Source organism: Streptomyces sp. NPDC058534 (assembly GCF_042717365.1).
Lineage (GTDB): Bacteria > Actinomycetota > Actinomycetes > Streptomycetales > Streptomycetaceae > Streptomyces.
In genome coordinates this window covers 1,290-18,423 of the sequence record NZ_JBHXNW010000034.1, presented here as the reverse complement: position 1 = coordinate 18,423, position 17,134 = coordinate 1,290, and the positions used below count along the sequence as shown (strand labels likewise).

Below are 17,134 nucleotides of genomic sequence, written 5' to 3'. Positions count from 1 at the left end.
GCCCGAGGCGGCACGCGGGCCGCGGGCCGAGGCCGGGCCGCCGGCGCGGGACGTCGTGGGGGGGGGGGGCCGGGCGCGGGGGGGCCGGGGCCGCCGGGGGGGCGCGCGGCGGGGGGGCGGGGCCCGGCGCCCCCCCCGCTGCTCGCGCCCCCGTGCCCTCCCCGCACCCCGTCCGGAACGCGACGTGACCCGAACGGCCCTCTCGGGTACCCGGCCGGTCGGCGCGGGGTTGGGATGTGCACGGGACCCCGCGCCCTCGCCGCCCGACCGCTGTCCCGATCCGGAAGGACCCCCGATGTCCGCCGACACGCAGCAGGCGCCTCCAGGGCTCACCGACGAGGAGCTCGCGGGCCTGGACGCCCACTGGCGCGCCGCGAACTACCTCTCCGTCGGTCAGATCTACCTGATGGGCAATCCCCTGCTGGCCGAACCCCTGCGCCCCGAGCACGTCAAGCCACGACTGCTCGGCCACTGGGGCACCTCACCGGGACTCAACCTGGTCCACACCCACCTCAACCGGGTGATCAAGGCGCGCGACCTCGACGCGCTGTGCGTCTGGGGTCCGGGCCACGGAGGGCCCGCCGTGCTTGCCAACGCGTGGCTGGAGGGGTCGTACAGCGAGACCTACCCGGACGTCTCCCGGGACGCGGCGGGCATGGCCCGGCTGTTCCGGCAGTTCTCGTTCCCCGGCGGCGTGCCGAGCCACGTGGCGCCCGAGACACCGGGCTCGATCCACGAGGGCGGCGAGCTGGGCTACGCCCTCTCGCACGCCTACGGCGCCGCCTTCGACCACCCGGACCTGCTGGTCGCCTGCGTCATCGGGGACGGCGAGGCGGAGACGGGCCCGCTGGCCACGTCCTGGCACTCCAACAAGTTCCTCGACCCGGTGCACGACGGCGCCGTCCTGCCGATCCTGCACCTCAACGGCTACAAGATCGCCAACCCGACGGTCCTGGCCCGGCTCCCCGAGGACGAACTCGACGCGCTGCTGCGCGGCTACGGCCACGACCCGATCCCTGTCACCGGCGACGACCCCGCCGCCGTCCACCGCGCCACGGCACAGGCCATGGACACCGCCCTGGACCGCGTCGCCGCCATCCAGCGCGCCGCCCGGGAAGGCGGTGCCACCGACCGCCCCCACTGGCCGGTGATCGTGCTGCGCACGCCCAAGGGCTGGACCGGACCCGCCGAGGTCGACGGACTGCCGGTGGAGAACACCTGGCGCGCCCACCAGGTCCCCCTCTCCGGCGTCAGGACCAACCCCGACCACCTCGCGCAACTGGAGCGGTGGCTGCGCTCCTACCGGCCCGAGGAACTCTTCGACGACGCCGGAACCCCGCGGCCGGCCGTCCTCGCCGCCGTGCCGGAGGGCGCCCGCCGGCTGGGCGCCACCCCGTACGCCAACGGTGGCCTGCTCCTGCGGGAACTGCCCCTGCCCCCGCTGGAGAAGTACGCCGTGCCCGTCGACGCGCACGGCTCCGCCATGCACGAACCCACCAGCGTCCTCGGCGACCTGCTCCGGGACGTCATGGACGCCACCGCCGACCGGCGCGACTTCCGGCTCGTCGGCCCCGACGAGACCGCCTCCAACCGCCTCCAGGCCGTCTACGCCGCCAGCGGCAAGGCCTGGCAGGAACGGACGCTGCCCGTCGACGAGGACCTGGACCGGCACGGCCGCGTGATGGAGATCCTGTCCGAACACACCTGCCAGGGCTGGCTGGAGGGCTACCTCCTCACCGGCCGGCACGGCCTCTTCTCCTGCTACGAGGCCTTCGTCCACATCGTCGACTCGATGGTCAACCAGCACGTCAAGTGGCTGCGCGTGACCCGCCGCCTGCCCTGGCGGGCACCGATCGCCTCGCTCAACTACCTGCTCACCTCGCACGTCTGGCGCCAGGACCACAACGGCTTCTCCCACCAGGACCCCGGCTTCGTCGACCACATCCTCAACAAGAGCCCCGAGGCCGTACGGGTCTACCTGCCGCCGGACGCCAACACCCTGCTCTCCGTCGCCGACCACGCCCTGCGCAGCCGCGACTACGTCAACGTGATCGTCGCCGGCAAACAGCCCTGCTTCGACTGGCTGTCCATGGACGAGGCCAGGACGCACTGCGCGCGGGGCGCCGGCGTCTGGGACTGGGCCGGCACCGAGGACGGCAGCCGCGAACCCGACGTGGTGCTCGCCTGCGCCGGCGACGTCCCGACCCAGGAGGTGCTGGCCGCCGCCCAGCTCCTCCGCCGCCACCTGCCCTCACTCGCCGTGCGCGTGGTCAACGTCGTGGACATCGCCCGCCTGCTGCCCAGCGGTGAACACCCGCACGGCATGAGCGACTTCGAGTACGACGGCCTGTTCACCGCCGACAAGCCGGTGATCTTCGCGTACCACGGGTACCCCTGGCTGATCCACCGGCTCGCCTACCGGCGCACCGGCCACGCACACCTGCATGTGCGCGGCTACAAGGAGATCGGGACCACCACCACACCGTTCGACATGGTGGTGGGCAACGACATGGACCGCTACCGCCTCGTCATGGACGTCATCGACCGGGTGCCCGGCCTCGCCGTGCGCGCCGCGGACGTACGGCAGCGGATGGCGGACGTACGGCTGCGGCACCACGACTGGATCCGCGAACACGGAGTGGACCTGCCCGAGGTCGCCGACTGGAGCTGGGAGGGCTCGCGGTGACCGCCACCCCGTCGACCTGGGACTACGACCACTACGACGCCGCCGAGGAGCGGCTGCGCGAGTCTCTGTGCACGCTCGGCAACGGTTACTTCGCCACGCGCGGCGCGCTGCCCGAGTGTGCCGCGGACGACACGCACTACCCGGGCACCTACGTGGCCGGCTGCTACAACCGGCTCACGTCGACCGTCGCCGGACGAGAGGTGGGGCACGTCGAAAATGAGGACGTGGTCAACCTGCCCAACTGGCTGCCGCTGCGTTTCAGGCCCGCCGGGGAGGACTGGCTCACGCCGGACACCGCCGAGGTCCTCGACCACCGCCAGACCGTGCACCTGGACTCGGGCGTGCTGGAGCGCCGCACCCGCTTCGGCCTCGGCGGGGGCCGTGTGCTGTCGGTGCGCCAACTGCGTCTGGTGCACATGGCCGATCCCCACCTCGCCGCCCTGCGCACGGAGTTCACGGCCGAGGCCGGCCCGGTCGACCTGGAGGTGGAGTCGGCCCTCGACGGCGGCGTCACCAACTCCGGGGTACCGCGCTACCGGGACCTGGACGGCAGCCACCTGATCCACGTGCACACCGGCAGCGCCGGCGACGGCACCGTGTGGCTGCGCTGCCGCACCCGCACCTCGGACATCCGGGTGGGCATGGCGGCCCGCACGACCGCCGACGCGCCCGTCACCCCGGCGCGCGAACACCTGTGCGTCACCCAGCGCACGAACCTGCGCACGGAGTCCGGCCGCACCGTCACCGTCGACAAGGTCGTGGGCCTGCACACCTCACGCGACCCGGCGATCAGCGACCCGCTCCAGGCCGCGATCGACCGCGTGGCCGCCGCCCCCGGCTTCGACGAACTGCTGCTGACGCACCGGACCGCGTGGGGCCAGCTGTGGCGCCGGGCCGAACTCGACGTGCCCGGTGAGGCGGGCAGCATCCTGCGCCTGCACCTCTTCCACGTGCTGCAGACCCTCTCCCCGCACACCGCCGACCTCGACGTGGGCGTACCCGCGCGCGGACTGCACGGCGAGGCCTACCGCGGCCACGTCTTCTGGGACGAGCTGTTCGTCCTGCCCTACCTCAACCTCCACTTCCCCGAGGTGTCCCGGGCTCTGCTCCACTACCGGCACCGCCGCCTGGAACGGGCCCGCGCAGCGGCCCGCGCGATCGGCAGACGCGGCGCGCTCTACCCGTGGCAGAGCGGAAGCGACGGCCGCGAGGAGACGCAGCGACTGCACCTCAACCCGCACTCCGGCCGCTGGCTGCCGGACCACTCCCACCTCCAGCACCATGTGGGCTCGGCGATCGCGTACAACGTGTGGCAGTACTGCGAGGCCAGTGGCGACGCCGAGTTCCTGCACACCAAGGGGGCCGAGACGCTGCTCCAGATCGCGCGCTTCTGGGCCGACTCCGCCCTCTGGGACGACCGGCTCGGACGCCACCGCATCCGGGGCGTCGTCGGCCCCGACGAGTACCACGAGGCCTACCCCGGCGCCCGGCGACCCGGCCTCGACGACAACGCGTACACCAACGTCACCGCCGCCTGGGTCCTCACCCGCACCCTGGAGGTCCTGGCCGACCTCCCCGAACCCCGCCGCCGCGAACTCGTCGAACGCACCGCCCTGGGCGACGGCGAACTCGAACAGTGGGACAGCGTCTCCCGCACGCTCCACGTCCCCTTCCACGAAGGTGTCGTCAGCCAGTTCGAGGGCTACGGCGACCTCGCCGAACTCGACTGGGACGGCTACCGCGAGCGCTACGGCGACATCCGGCGGCTGGACCGCGTCCTGGAGGCCGAGAACGACAGCGTCAACAACTACCAGGCGTCCAAACAAGCCGACGTGTTGATGCTGGGCTACCTGTTCTCCCCGACCGAACTCCTGTCCCTCTTCGGGCGGCTGGGCTACCGCCTGGACGAGGAGACCTGGCAGCGCACCGTCGACTACTACCTGGCCCGCACCAGCCACGGCTCCACCCTCAGCGGACTCGTCCACGGCTGGATCCTGGCCCGCGCCCGGCGCGCCGAGGCCTGGACCTTCTGCCAGGAGGCGCTCAAGGGCGACGTCGCCGACCTCCAGGGCGGCACCACCGGCGAGGGCATCCACCTCGGTGCCATGGCGGGCACCCTCGACCTCGTCCAGCGCGGCCTGACCGGCCTGGAGACCCGCGCGGGCGCCCTGTGGCTGAACCCGGTGCCGTTGCCGGAGCTGTCCTCGTACGGGTTCTCCATCCGCTACCAGGGCCACTGGGGCGTCCGGTTCCGGCTGGAGCACGGCCGGCTGGAGATCGCCGTACCCGAGTCCGGTCCGCTGCCGATCGACGTGCGGCTGCCGGACCGCGAGGTGCGGCTCCAGCCGGGCGACACCTGCCGGCTCGCGCTCCCCGACTGACGCCGGGGACCGTCAGCCCGGCAGCGGGTAGGTCACCGTGCGCGGGAACCCGTCCGGCCTGCCGTCGGTGTAGGTGAGGGTGATCCGGCTGAAGTGCCGCTCACCCGCGTCCCCGTCCGAGGCCGTCGGCCGGTCGAGCCGCACGGTCACGGGGTAGGAGCGGAACGCGCCCGCGGCGCAGTAGGGGTCGCAGTCGTTGACGGCGTTGCTGCCCCGGCCCACCGCGGCCTCGGCGTCCCAGCGGTACCAGTGCATCGAGACCAGGCGGCTGTTGCCGTCCCCGCAGGCCAGGATGTACGTCCCCGGCCGCACCTCCGGCTGCCCGGCGCAGTCCACCAGCACCGGGTCCGCCGTCTGCTGGGCCGGTGCCGCCGCTGCGGCGGTGGCCGTGCCCAGGGGTACTGCGAGCGCGACGACGGCACACAGCGTGACCGCCGCCCTCATCGGGTTCCTGCCCATGTCTGCTCCCAGCCGTCTCGGGATCGCTTGTCTCCGCTCTCCTTTTCCCGTACGACCGTACGGCCGAGCCACGAAACGCACCACTCGTACGGAGTAGCCTGACCGCGCACGCGTCTTCCCTCTGGGGGCCCAGCGGTCAGAAATCCACCGGGTCACGCACCAGCGGGCACGTCATGCAGTGACCCCCGCCCCGGCCGCGGCCCAGTTCCGCGCCCACGATGGGGACGACCTCGACGCGGGCCTCGCGGAGGAGGGCGTTGGTCGCGGTGTTGCGGTCGTAGGTGAAGACCACGCCGGGTTCCACCGCGACGCCGTTGTTGCCGCTGTCCCACTGCCGGCGTTCGGAGGCGTAGGCGTCGCTGCCCGTCTCCACCACCCGGAGCGAGGAGAGGCCGAGTGCTTTGGCGACGACGTCGACGAAGGGGGTGGTGCCCTCGTCGACGACGTCGAAGCCGGGTGCCCGGTCGCCGGGGCGCAGCGAGAAGGTGTGCACCCCGTCCATGATGCGCGGACAGAGGGTGACCACGTCGCGGTCGGCGAAGGTGAACACCGTGTCCAGGTGCATGGCGGACCGCAGCTTCGGCATCCCGGCGACCACGACGTGCTCGGCCGCGCCCTCGCGGAACAGCGCGGCGGCGACCTGGGTGACGGCCTGCCGTGAGGTGCGCTCGCTCATGCCCATGAGGACGACGCCGTTGCCCACCGGCATGATGTCCCCGCCCTCGAAGGTGGCCTGCCCCCAGTCGCGTTCGGGGTCGCCCCACCACACCGTCGAGCCCCTGAAGTCGGGGTGGAAGGTGTAGATCGCCTTCATGAGCAGCGTCTCGTCGTGCCGTGCGGGCCAGTACAGCGGGTTCAGTGTGACTCCGCCGTACAACCAGCAGGTGGTGTCGCGGGTGTAGAGGGTGTTGGGCAGCGGCGGCATCAGGTACTCGCGCGCACCGGTCGACTCCCGGGCGAGCGCGAGGTACGGGGAGCGGAAGTCCCCCGGCAGGTCGCCGGTGGCGAGACCGCCGACGAGGTACTCCGCGAGCTCCCGGGGCGACAGGGTCTCCAGGTAGGCGCGGGTCGCGTCGACGAGGCCGACGCCGACCCGGTTGGCGACGATCTTCCGGTCCAGGAGCCATGTCTTCGCCTCCGGGATCCCCATGATCTGCGCCAGCAGGTCGTGCAGTTCCACCACCTCCACCCCGCGCCGGCGCAGTTCGCCGACGAACGCGGCGTGGTCGCGCTGGGCGTTCTCCACCCACATCACGTCGTCGAAGAGCAGGTCGTCGGAGTTGGTGGGGGTGAGCCGCCGGTGCGCGAGACCCGGCGAACACACCAGGACCTTGCGCAGTCTGCCGACCTCGGAGTGGACGCCGAGCGCGGGCTTCGCGGCGCTCTCGTTGCTGGTCACACGGCCTCCTTGAAGGATGACTCACAGGCTGATCCACCCGGCCGACGAGACCGAGCACGGCACCCACCACGGAGACGGCCAGGACGACGACTTCCCCGGGCGAGAACAGCCGCCGGCCCTGTTCCCGGCGGGCCATCACGAACAGGGCGGTCGCCGGGGCGTAGAGGTTGAAGGACACCAGCAGGAACTTCAGGCCGGCCGCGTACAGCAGGAACGCCGTGTACAGCGTCGCGACGACCGCGCACGTCAGCTCGCGCCGGGAGGTGCGGCCACCCTCGGTGCGCGGATCGTCCCGGCTGCCGATCCGCACCGCGAACCCCGCCGCCAGCAGGTACGGGATCAGGGAGAGGGCACTGGTCAGGTTGAGCGCGAAGTCGAACGCGTCGTCCGAGAAACTGGTGGCGATCAGCACCACCTGGGTGAGCAGCGAGGTCATCAGCAGCGCCGGCACGGGCACGTCCACGGCGTTGGCACGGCGCAGGAAGCGCGGCATGTCGTCGTCCTTGGCCGCGACGAAGAGCACCTCCGCCGCCATCAGTGTCCAGGCCAGGTAGGCGCCCAGCACCGACACGATCAGGCCGACGCTGATGAACACCCTGCCCCAGGTGCCGACGGCCGACTCCAACACGCCCGCCATGGAAGGCTGGCGCAGGCCCGCGATCTCGTCCATCGGCATGATGCCGTACGACACGATGGTGACCGACGCGAAGACGGCGAAGACGCTGAGGAAGCCCAGCACCGTCGCCCGGCCCACGTCGGAGCGGCGTCTGGCGTGCCGGGAGTAGACGCTGGCGCCCTCGACGCCGAGGAACACGAAGACGGTGGCCAGCATGGTGCCGCGCACCTGGGTGAACAGGGAACCGGCATAGTCGGCGCCGCCGAAGTTGTCGGCGAACACACCCGGCTCGAAGTACACCAGGGCCAGGATGACGAAGAAGACGATGGGGACGAGCTTGGCGACGGTGACGACCTTGTTGATGGCGGTCGCCTCCTTCACCCCGCGCCGGATGATCCAGAAGAAGGCCCACAGCCCGAGGGAGGACAGGACGACCGCGAGGGCGGTGTCCCCGTCGCCGAGGGCCGGCCAGATCGAGCCCACGGTCGACATGATGAGGACCCAGTAGGTCACGTTGCCCACACAGGTGGAGGCCCAGTAGCCGAAGGCGGCGAAGAAGCCCGGGTACTCGCCGAAGCCCGCCTTGGCGTACGCGTAGACACCCGCGTCGAGGTCGGGCCGGCGTACGGCGAGGCACTGGAAGACGAAGGCCAGCATCAGCATGCCCGTACCGGCGATCGCCCACGCGATGAGCGCCCCGGCGACACCGGTCTCCTCGGCGAACCGCCCCGGCAGTGAGAACACACCGGCGCCCACCATCGACCCGACGACCATGGCGGTCAGGGTCAACAACGGGAGTTTGGCGGTGGGCGGGGATGCGCCGTCGGCGTCGGAAGCAGCGGCCTGCGACATGCCGTCCCTCCGGGTGGCTGGGCGACTGGGACCACTGTGCCTCAGGTGGCAGAAGGGGGCATCCCGGCCAGGGCGACCGTCACTGCGCGGTGCGCAGGTCGGTGCCGCGCCGGGCCAGGCTGAGGACGCCCACGACGATCAGGCCCACACCGAGGAGCTGCGGCACGACCCACCAGTCACCGCGCACGTCCTCGCGGTACAGGACCACGCCGAGCAGCAGGCTCACCGCCGCGTCGCCCAGGGTCAGCGCGGGCTGGGAGGCGACGAGCGGGCCGCCCTGCATGGCGTGCTCCAGCAGCAGCACGGCACACACACCGGCCGCGGCGAACCCGTAGGTCTGCCAGGCGGTCAGGAAGCCGGTCAGGCCGTCGGAGTCCAGGACACGCATGGAGTCCTTCATCAGACCGGCCGTCAGCGCGTAGCACACCGCGGTGGCCGCGCCGAGGCATCCGGCGCGGGCCTTGCCGACGGGCCGCTTCAGTCCGGCCGACGCGAGCAGCACGGCCGCCCCGGCACATGCCGCCAGCGCGGGCACCCAGCGGTCCAGCGGCACGTCCGCCTCGCCGTGGTCCGGTGCCGCCGAGACCAGCGCGACACCCAGCCCGACGACCACCGCGCCCACGGCGAGCCACATGACCTGCGGCAGCCGGCCGCCGGTCACCAGTGAGGCGAGCAGCAGGGCCAGCGGAAGCTCCAGCACGAACAGGGGCTGTACGAGTGACAGGGGCCCCGTCGCCAGTGCCACCGCCTGCCCCACACCGGCCACCACGACGGCCAGCATGCCGCCGAGCCACACGGGCCGCCGGAGCAGGTCGAGGACGAGCCCCGGGCGGAAACCCTGTGACTGCGGCACGCTCAACGCGGCACGCCGCTGGAGCACGGTGGCCAGCGCGTTGCTGAACGCGGCGAGGAGTGCGAAGAGCACCGGCAGCACAAAGCCCATCCACCGATACTCACCCCGATTCCCCCCGGCCGCGCGCCGCACCGCGCCCAGGGGGCCGGTGTGCTCAGCTGCCGCCCTGCGCGGACGACTCCGCGCTCGCGGTGTCCTGCTTCCGCTTCGCCTCGGAGGCGTCGGTGGCGGTGTAGTAGACCGAGGAACCCTGCTTGGTGCGCTGGGCCTGGTTCTTGGCGACGAGCCCTTCGAGGGTGGTGCGCACGACCGTGGTCTTGACGTTGCGCTCGGCGTGGGCCTTGCCCAGGGCCGTGGTCACCTCGGCGGCGGACCGCGGCTCGCTCGCGTCGACGAGGTGGGTCCGCACCAGTTCGACCAGCGTGGGCTGGGCGGCGGTCTGCGCGGGTGCCTTCTTCGCCGCGGGCTTCGCGGCGGCCTTCGTGGCCGCCTTGGTGGTGGCCTTGCCGGCCTGCTTGGTGGCCGGCTTGTCGACCTGCTTCGCGGCCGCCTTGGCGGCGGGCTTCGTCGCCGACGGCTTGGTGGCCTGCTTGACGCCCGGCTTCGCCGCGTCGGCGCGCTTGGGCGCGGTGGCGGCCTTCTTGCTCCGCGAGCGCCCGCGGGTGGCCGGCTCGGCCGGGGCGCTGTCGCGCGGCGCGGGCACGGTGGCCGCAGCGGTCGCGGGCTCCGGCGCGGTGACGCCGAGCGCCTGCTGCACGCTCACCAGCAGGGCGTGGTCGTGCTGCAGCGCGGCCAACTGCTGCTGGAGTGCGGTGAGCTCCGCGCTGACACGTTCCTGCTCCTTGACGTTGCGCTCCAGGTCGTCGGTGACCTGGACGCTGTACTGCGACGCCAGTTGGGTGGCGGACTGCGTCGTGCTCTCGGACATGAGGGTGACTCTCCTCGATTCGCGGCCGTGAAGGCTCGTGAGGAACGGCGGGACACACAGATAGTACGGACGAACAGCGTCTGTTGTTCCCCTGTTTGCTGCCGGGCCGGTATACCACGTATGGCCGCCGACATGGTATGTGCCGCCGCAATCTCGTGTGTGTGTTCGGAACACATGCCCCCCGCGCTCACCCGCCCTGGGGCACCTCCACGATCTTTCCGTCCTCGTCGACGGTGTGTGTCTGCCAGTAGGTGTCCCACTTGTCACCGACGTGCTTGGGCACCTTGCCCTCGGGGTAGCGGGTGTAACCCTTGGGCGGTTCCTCGTCGTTGGGCACACATGCGCCGCCGGTGCCGCCGATGCTCATGACCGGGTACTCGCCACCGCCGCACGTCGCCTCCTCGATGGAGCAGCCGGTCATGACCGCCGCGGCGGCCACACAGGCCAGGACCGGATGAACTCGCTTGACGGTACGCACGATTGGCTCCCTCGGGTGACTGATACCGCAAGCCTCCCGCGACGGGTGGGACACATCATGAGTACGGATACTCAACCGGATGTGCCGCACTACCTGACCCGCGTGACCAGACGGTCCACCCGGCGTGCGGCCGCACGTGCCTCCCGCTCCGCCCCGGTCACCGCCTTCGTGGCCGCACGGGCCCCCTCCTCGGCGTCCAGCCGTTCCCGCCCGGTCCGGTCGAGGTCCTCGCGTGCCGCGCGCAGCCCTTCCTCCGCGGCCGACACCGCCTCGCGGGCACGGTCGTGTTCCTCGTCCGTCCGCCGGAGCAGTGCCTCGGCGTCCGCCTGCCGCGCCTGTGTGTCCCGCAGTTGTTCCGCGGCCCGCTCCGCCTCCTGTTCGGCGCGGACGAGTTCCTCCTGCCGTTTGCGTCGCCGCTCGGCGAGTTCGTCCTTGGTCCCGGTGCGAGCCGGTTCCTTTCGGGGTGCCGGCTCGGGCGTCGCCGACTCGGCCGGGGCGGTGTCCGACGGGAACTCCGACGGCGGGGAGAGCGACACCTCCAGGCGCCCGCCGGACCACCGGTCGGCCGCGTCCGGGTCGGCGAGGACCGCGCGCAGGGTCGACTCGACCTCCCGTTGCGCCCCCTGGGACAGCCGGTGCCCGGCCTCGTCGGCGAGCTGTGCGGCCTGCCGGGACAGGGCGGCGACGATACGCCGCCGCTGCGCCGACAGCTCCCTGAGTCCGGCGGCGTCCAGGGTGCGGTGCGCCTCCCGCAGTGACTGCCCCAGTTCCAGGAACCGCCGGCTCTCCTCCGGCTGGGAGTGGGCCAGCAGGTTCGCCGCCCAGGCCGCGAGCGTGGGCCTGCGGGCGGCGTGGATCAGCCGTGCGTCCTCCTTGCGGCCGGCCGTCCTGGCGGCGGCGGCGTGTTCCTCGCGGCGGGAGACGAAGTCGGACGGCGGTGTCGCGTACAGCTCGTCGAGGACCGACTCGACCGATCCCGTGCCGGGCCTCCCGGTCTTCCCGCCCTGCCCGCTCCTGCGCCGCATGGCCTTCCGCCTCCTCCCTCGCGGCCCGCGCTCATACCTCCTGTCTACGGTCACCCCGCGCACCCCGCGACCGGAGCGGGGCCCGCACGGGTGTGCCGGCGAGCAGCGTGGCGCGCGGGGCGGGCGTCAGCCGAAGGTACGCCGGTAGGTGTGCGGGCTGACGCCGGTGGTGCGCTTGAAGCGGTCCCGGAAGCGGTGGGCGAGCCGAAGCCGACCTGCGCGGCGATGCGTTCCACGGAGTGCTGTGTGGTCTCCAGCAGGTGCTGCGCCTGCCGGACACAGGCGCGGTGCGGCCACTGGAGCGGGGTGCTGCCGGTCGGCTCGCGGAAGCGGCGGATCAGCGTCCGGGTGCTCATCCCGGCGTGGCCGGCGATGCCCGCGAGGGTGAGGTCGCGGGCCAGGTTGTCCCGCAGCCAGGTGAGCAGGGTGGTGTAGTCGTGGGCGATGAACTGGGCCTGGCCGCCCTCGCGTTCGAGGGGCATCAACGACAGCCGGGCGGCGTGCGCGGCGACCGCGGAGCCGTAGTCGCGCCGGATCATGTGCAGGCACAGGTCCAGCCCTGCGGCGGCGCCCGCCGAGGTGAGGATCTGCCCGTTGTCGACGTACAGGACGTCCGGGTCCACCTCGACCTCGGGATGGGCTCCGGCCAGGAGGCCGGCGGCGATCCAGCGGGTGTGGCCCGCAGACCGTCCAGGCCCCAGGGCGCGCGCAGCGTGAAGGCGCGGGCGTCGATCTCGGGCCGTTCGGCGCACACCCGGATCTGGTGGCCGGGGCGGCCGTCGGGGAGCCGGGTCCGGGTGAAGATCTCGATCGGCGTGGACAGGTCGAATGGGATCACCTGGTCCAGCGCCAGAACGGCGACGGTGTCCATGGCCGGAAGGCACCTCCTCACGAGACGGCGGCCGTGGCCTTGTCGCCGAGGACTCCATGTCACTCACACATGTGTCTCTCTCATGCGACCACCTTGCCGACGAACGCCGCCAGGTTCGCGACCGTCCGCCAGGGCGCCTGTGGGTCGGCCAAGGGAGTAGCTAATTTGCCTAATTAGATTAGGCAAGCGCACAATCGACGAAGGAAAGCGCGAGGCAGCGAGACGCACCACCACCGCCGGAGGCGACATGCACAGCACGGACGACTGGATCACCACGCCCCTCACCGGGGACCTCCTGCGGGGCGCTCTCGACCTGGAGCGCACGGAGCACGGCCTGCTGCCCCACCGGCTGCCCGCCGCGGCCCGCGCCCAGAACACCGACGGACAGCTGGCCATGGCCGAGTCCCAGCCCTCCGGCGTACGCCTGGTCCTGCGCACCCGCGCCACCGCGCTCGAACTGGACACCCTGCCCACCAAGCGGGTCTACGTCGGCGCCCCGCCGCGCCCGGAGGGTGTCTACGAACTGCTCGTCGACGGCCGTCCGGCGGGCCGGGGCACCGTCGCGGGCGGCAGCACCCTGACCATCGACATGACCACCGGGACGACGGAGGTCGAGCAGGGCGCGGCCGGCACGCTGCGCTTCGCGGACCTGCCCGAGGGCGGCAAGGACATCGAGATCTGGCTGCCGCACAACGAGACCACCGAACTCGTCGCCCTGCGCACCAACGCGCCCGTCGAGCCCGTCCCGGACCACGGCCGCAGGGTCTGGCTGCACCACGGCAGCTCGATCAGTCACGGCTCCGACGCCGCGGGCCCCACCACCACCTGGCCGGCGCTCGCCGCCACCCTCGGCGGCGTCGAACTCGTCAACCTCGGACTGGCCGGCAGTGCCCTGCTCGATCCGTTCACCGCACGCGCCATGCGCGACACCCCCGCCGACCTGATCAGCGTCAAGATCGGCATCAACGTGGTCAACGCCGACGTCATGCGCCTACGTGCCTTCGGCCCGGCCGTGCACGGCTTCCTCGACACCATCCGCGACGGCCATCCCACCGCCCCGCTGCTCGTCGTCTCGCCCATCCTGTGCCCCGTCCACGAGGACACCCCCGGCCCCCTCGCCCCCGACTTCTCCCGCGTCGCCGACGGACGGATGAGCTGGGTGGCCACGGGTGACCCGGCGGAGCGCGCGAGCGGGAAGCTGACCCTGAACGTCATCCGGGACGAGCTGGCCAGGATCGTGGCACAGCGGTTCGCCGACGACCCGAACCTGTACCACCTCGACGGCCGCGACCTCTACGGCGAGGCCGACGCCGCCGAACTGCCCCTGCCCGACGGCCTCCACCCGGACGCGGCCACCCACCGCCGTATCGGAGAGCGCTTCGCCAGGTTGGCCTTCGCCGACCAGGGTGCCTTCAGCGGCTGACCCCGACGCCGGCCCTCATGTCCCGACGACCGCGGCGAAGCGCCGGGCGACCTCGTGCCAGACCGCCTCGGCCGCGGGCTCGTCGCGCTCCGCCCGGCGGGACAGCTCCACCGGGTCCAGCCCTCTCGCGCGTATTCGTCCGGCGTCCCATGCCCGGACCCGGTCCGCCCCGGCCTCGGGGTGGAACTGCACGCCCCACGCCCGCTCGCCGACCCGGAACGCCTGGTACGGGCACCGCTCGCTCTCCACCAGCCAAGTGGCGCCGGGCGGCAGGGCGGTGACGGCGTCCTTGTGGTGCTCGACCGCCGTCACCCGCGACGGCAGCCCCCGGAACAGCGGATCGTCCCCGGCCTCGGACCGCAGGCTCAGCGGCGTGCTCCCGAACTCCGGTTCGCCGTGGTCGCCCCGCACCGTTCCACCGGTGACCTGGGCGAGCAACTGCCCGCCGAGACAGATCCCGAACACGGCGGCACCGCGCTCCACCGCCTCCGCGACCACCGCGCGGGTCGGCGCGAGCCAGGGCGCCCGCTCGTCGTCGTCGGGCAGATAGCCGCCGCCGAGCACCACCACGCCCTCGTGCTCCGCACGCCGGGGGAGTGGCGCACCGGCGTACGCGTGCACCACGTCCAGCGACAGCCCCTCCGCGACCAGCCAGTCACCGAACCGGCCCGGCCCGCCACCGGCATGGTTCTGCACCACGAGCACCCGCGGCATCGCCCACCCCCACCCTCCCGCGCTTCACCTGCGCGACATGTACAGACTCAGAGCCTTGTGCAGCACCCTGTTGAGCGGGTAGTCCCACTCGCCGAGGTACTCGACCGCCTGCCCGCCCGCGCCGGCCTTGAACCGCAGCAGTCCCAGCAGGTGGTTGTCCTCGTCCAGGGTGTCGGTGATGCCGCGGAAGTCGTAGACGGCCGCGCCCTCTTCGTGGGCGTCGCACATCATCCGCCACTGGAGGGCGCTACTGGGCTGCACCTCGCGCCGGCGGCCGGTGGACGCGCCGTAGGAGTACCAGACGTGTTCCCCGACGGTCAGCATGGTGGCCGCGGCCAGCACCTCCCCGTCGTGATGGGCGAGGTAGAGACGCATACGGTCCGGGTCCTCGGCCGTCAGCGCGGCCCACATGCGCCGGAAGTAGGCGAGCGGCCGGGGGGCGAACCGGTCCCGTTCGGCGGTCTCGACGTACAGCTCGTAGAACGCGCCCAGATCCTCCTGGTCGCCCCGGACCACCTTCACGCCCGCCTTCTCCGCCTTCTTGACGTTGCGGCGCCACTGCTGGTTGAGGCCGTTGTGCAGATCCTCCAGCGACCGCCCCGCGAGCGGCACCTGGCACACGTAGCGCGGCTGGCCCGCGGCGAAGCCGTCCTCGGTGCCCGATTCGGCGCGCCGCCAGCCCATCCTGCGCAGTCGTCCCGCGATCGCGTCGGCCCCGGCCTCCCGCACCGTGGCCTCCACGTCCCCGAGGCGCCGGGCTCCCGGGTCGGCGATCGCCGCCTTGACCGCGTCGGCGCTCCAGCGCCGCGCCACCACCGGAGGGCCCATCTTCACCGAGAAGGCACCCCGCGACCGCAGATACGTGAGCATCGGCTCCAGCAGGCTCTCCAGGTCCGCGGCGCCCCAGTCGATGACCGGGCCCTCGGGCAGGTAGGCCAGACAGCGGCGCAGCCCCGGCAACGGCCGCAACAGCACCAGCCCGGCGCCCACGAGCGTGCCGTCGTCGTCGAACCAGCCGAGGCTCTCGGCCCGCCAGTCGGGTTTCACGTCTCCCCACGCGGGGGTCTGGAGATGGCTCACGGACGGCCGGGCCGCGACGAAACGCAGGTGTTCCTCGCGGCTGATCGCCTTCACGTGCCGGCTCATGGGCGGCGCCCCTTCGTTCGACGTCGTTGGGTGGGGGGAGACGGTCGACGGGGGCGGCGGGCCGCCGTCCCCACCTCACAGGGAATACCGGCGGCGGCCGATCCGCGCGGGCTGCCGGGCTGTTCGGGCCGCCCCGGCACCCCCGCACCCGCCGCCCCACCCGAGTGCTCCGCCCGGCGCGCGAGAGCGCGGACCCGGTGCCAGCGTGGTGGGCCTGGACGGTGCGGGACAGGACGGAGCGGACGGCCATGGCACGGGCGATCTGGACCGGTGTGATCACGTTCGGGCTGGTCTCCGTGCCCGTCGGCCTCTTCACCGCGACCGAGGACCACACGGTCCACTTCCACCAGTTGCAGCGCGGCACCTCGGACCGGATCCGCAACCGGCGGGTCAACCAGCGCACCGGCGAGGAGGTCGACGCCGGTGACATCGTCAAGGGATTCGAGGTGGGCGACGGCGAGTACGTCGTCGTGGAGCCCGGCGAACTCGACGAGATCGCGCCGGGCCGCTCCCGCACCCTGGAGATCACCGACTTCGTCGACCTGGACCGGATCGAGCCGGTGTACTTCGGCCGCACCTACTACGTCGCCCCGCGCGGTGAGGAGTACCTCAGGGTCTACGAGCTGCTGCGCACCGCCCTCGCCGAGACCGGCAAGGCCGGCGTCGCCACCTTCGTGATGCGCAACCGGCAGTACCTGACCGCGCTCCGGGCGGAGGACCGGGTCCTGCTGCTCCAGACGCTGCACTGGGCCGACGAGGTCCGCGACCCGGTCGAGGAGCTGCCCGAGCTGCCGACGGGCCGGGTGGGCCGCGGCAAGGAACTGGACATGGCGCTGCGTCTGGTCGACGCCCTCAGCGGCAGCTGGGACCCGGCCCGGTACCACGACACGTACCAGGAGAAGGTCCGCGAGCTGGTCCGGGCCAAGGCCGAGGGTGAGGAGATCGCCGTCGCGGAGGAGGCGCCGCGCGCCACCGACGTCGTCGACCTGATGGACGTACTGCGTGGCAGCCTTGAGCAGGCGCAGGGCGGGGGCGGCAAGCGGTCGTCCGCACCGCGGAAGAAGGCCACCGCGCCCTCCCGCGGGGCACGGCCCAAGCGGGCCGAGCTGCGGGAGCTGAGCAAGGCGGAGCTGTACCAGCGGGCCACCGAACAGGACATCGCCGGGCGCTCGAAGATGAGCCGCGCCCAGCTCGTCGACGCGCTCACCGGTGCCGGCGGCCGCCGCAAAAAGAGGAGCGGGCGGGGGGCGGGGGGGGGGGCGGACGCGGGGGAGTCGGGACTCCCGGCTGGGGGCGAGGGCGT

At 72.6% G+C, this 17,134-nt stretch carries 12 protein-coding genes and 2 pseudogenes; 4 read left to right on the top strand and 10 right to left on the bottom strand.

Going from position 1 to position 17,134, the window contains the following annotated elements; genetic code table 11:
- Nucleotides 1–295 precede the first annotated feature (295 nt).
- Nucleotides 296–2,686 (top strand): phosphoketolase, encoded by a 2,391-nt coding sequence (locus tag ACFWR9_RS21470; protein WP_383844544.1) that lies wholly within the window; start codon nt 296–298, stop codon nt 2,684–2,686.
- Nucleotides 2,683–5,067, top strand: a complete 2,385-nt coding sequence (locus tag ACFWR9_RS21465; RefSeq protein ID WP_383844541.1) for a glycoside hydrolase family 65 protein — start codon at nt 2,683–2,685, stop codon at nt 5,065–5,067. The genes ACFWR9_RS21470 and ACFWR9_RS21465 overlap by 4 nt, the downstream gene beginning before the upstream one ends.
- Nucleotides 5,068–5,079: 12 nt before the next feature.
- Here ACFWR9_RS21465 and ACFWR9_RS21460 read toward each other — a convergent pair whose 3' ends face one another.
- The 8 genes and pseudogenes from ACFWR9_RS21460 to ACFWR9_RS21425 form a co-directional block, all read right to left on the bottom strand.
- The gene (locus tag ACFWR9_RS21460; protein WP_383844538.1) at nt 5,080–5,526 is read right to left on the bottom strand and encodes a hypothetical protein; all 447 of its coding nucleotides are present in this window, start codon (nt 5,524–5,526) and stop codon (nt 5,080–5,082) included.
- Nucleotides 5,527–5,662: 136 nt separating this feature from the next.
- A complete protein-coding gene (locus ACFWR9_RS21455) occupies nt 5,663–6,925 on the bottom strand; it encodes an arginine deiminase (protein ID WP_383844535.1) in 1,263 nt (420 codons plus the stop codon).
- A 21-nt stretch (nt 6,926–6,946) separates the two neighbouring features.
- Nucleotides 6,947–8,393: pseudogene (locus ACFWR9_RS21450) on the bottom strand (basic amino acid/polyamine antiporter).
- Nucleotides 8,394–8,472: 79 nt separating this feature from the next.
- On the bottom strand, nt 8,473–9,336 hold the full coding sequence (locus ACFWR9_RS21445; protein WP_383844533.1) for a DMT family transporter: 864 nt from the start codon (nt 9,334–9,336) through the stop codon (nt 8,473–8,475).
- Nucleotides 9,337–9,400: 64 nt separating this feature from the next.
- On the bottom strand, nt 9,401–10,174 hold the full coding sequence (locus ACFWR9_RS21440; RefSeq protein WP_383844530.1) for a hypothetical protein: 774 nt from the start codon (nt 10,172–10,174) through the stop codon (nt 9,401–9,403).
- Nucleotides 10,175–10,361: 187 nt separating this feature from the next.
- Nucleotides 10,362–10,652 carry an SCO0607 family lipoprotein gene (locus ACFWR9_RS21435; protein ID WP_383844527.1) on the bottom strand — a complete coding sequence of 97 codons (291 nt, stop codon included), beginning with the start codon at nt 10,650–10,652 and terminating at the stop codon, nt 10,362–10,364.
- 89 nt (nt 10,653–10,741) lie between these two features.
- Nucleotides 10,742–11,677: a hypothetical protein gene (locus tag ACFWR9_RS21430; RefSeq protein WP_383844524.1), complete on the bottom strand. Its 936-nt coding sequence runs from the start codon at nt 11,675–11,677 to the stop codon at nt 10,742–10,744.
- A gap of 126 nt (nt 11,678–11,803) precedes the next feature.
- Nucleotides 11,804–12,548, bottom strand: a pseudogene (locus ACFWR9_RS21425) (GlxA family transcriptional regulator).
- Nucleotides 12,549–12,795: 247 nt separating this feature from the next.
- Here ACFWR9_RS21425 and ACFWR9_RS21420 point away from each other — a divergent pair.
- Nucleotides 12,796–13,971 carry a GDSL-type esterase/lipase family protein gene (locus ACFWR9_RS21420; protein WP_383844521.1) on the top strand — a complete coding sequence of 392 codons (1,176 nt, stop codon included), beginning with the start codon at nt 12,796–12,798 and terminating at the stop codon, nt 13,969–13,971.
- Nucleotides 13,972–13,986: 15 nt separating this feature from the next.
- On the opposite strand, the gene ACFWR9_RS21415 is transcribed toward ACFWR9_RS21420, so the two are convergent.
- Both ACFWR9_RS21415 and ACFWR9_RS21410 read right to left on the bottom strand, forming a co-directional pair.
- Nucleotides 13,987–14,685: a type 1 glutamine amidotransferase gene (locus ACFWR9_RS21415; protein WP_383844518.1), complete on the bottom strand. Its 699-nt coding sequence runs from the start codon at nt 14,683–14,685 to the stop codon at nt 13,987–13,989.
- 24 nt (nt 14,686–14,709) lie between these two features.
- The gene (locus ACFWR9_RS21410; protein WP_383844515.1) at nt 14,710–15,831 is read right to left on the bottom strand and encodes a lipid II:glycine glycyltransferase FemX; all 1,122 of its coding nucleotides are present in this window, start codon (nt 15,829–15,831) and stop codon (nt 14,710–14,712) included.
- Between the two features lie 248 nt (nt 15,832–16,079).
- Between ACFWR9_RS21410 and ACFWR9_RS21405 the strand changes: the two genes are divergently transcribed.
- On the top strand, nt 16,080–17,134 hold a 1,055-nt coding region (locus ACFWR9_RS21405), incomplete at its 3' end, for a Ku protein (protein ID WP_383844513.1).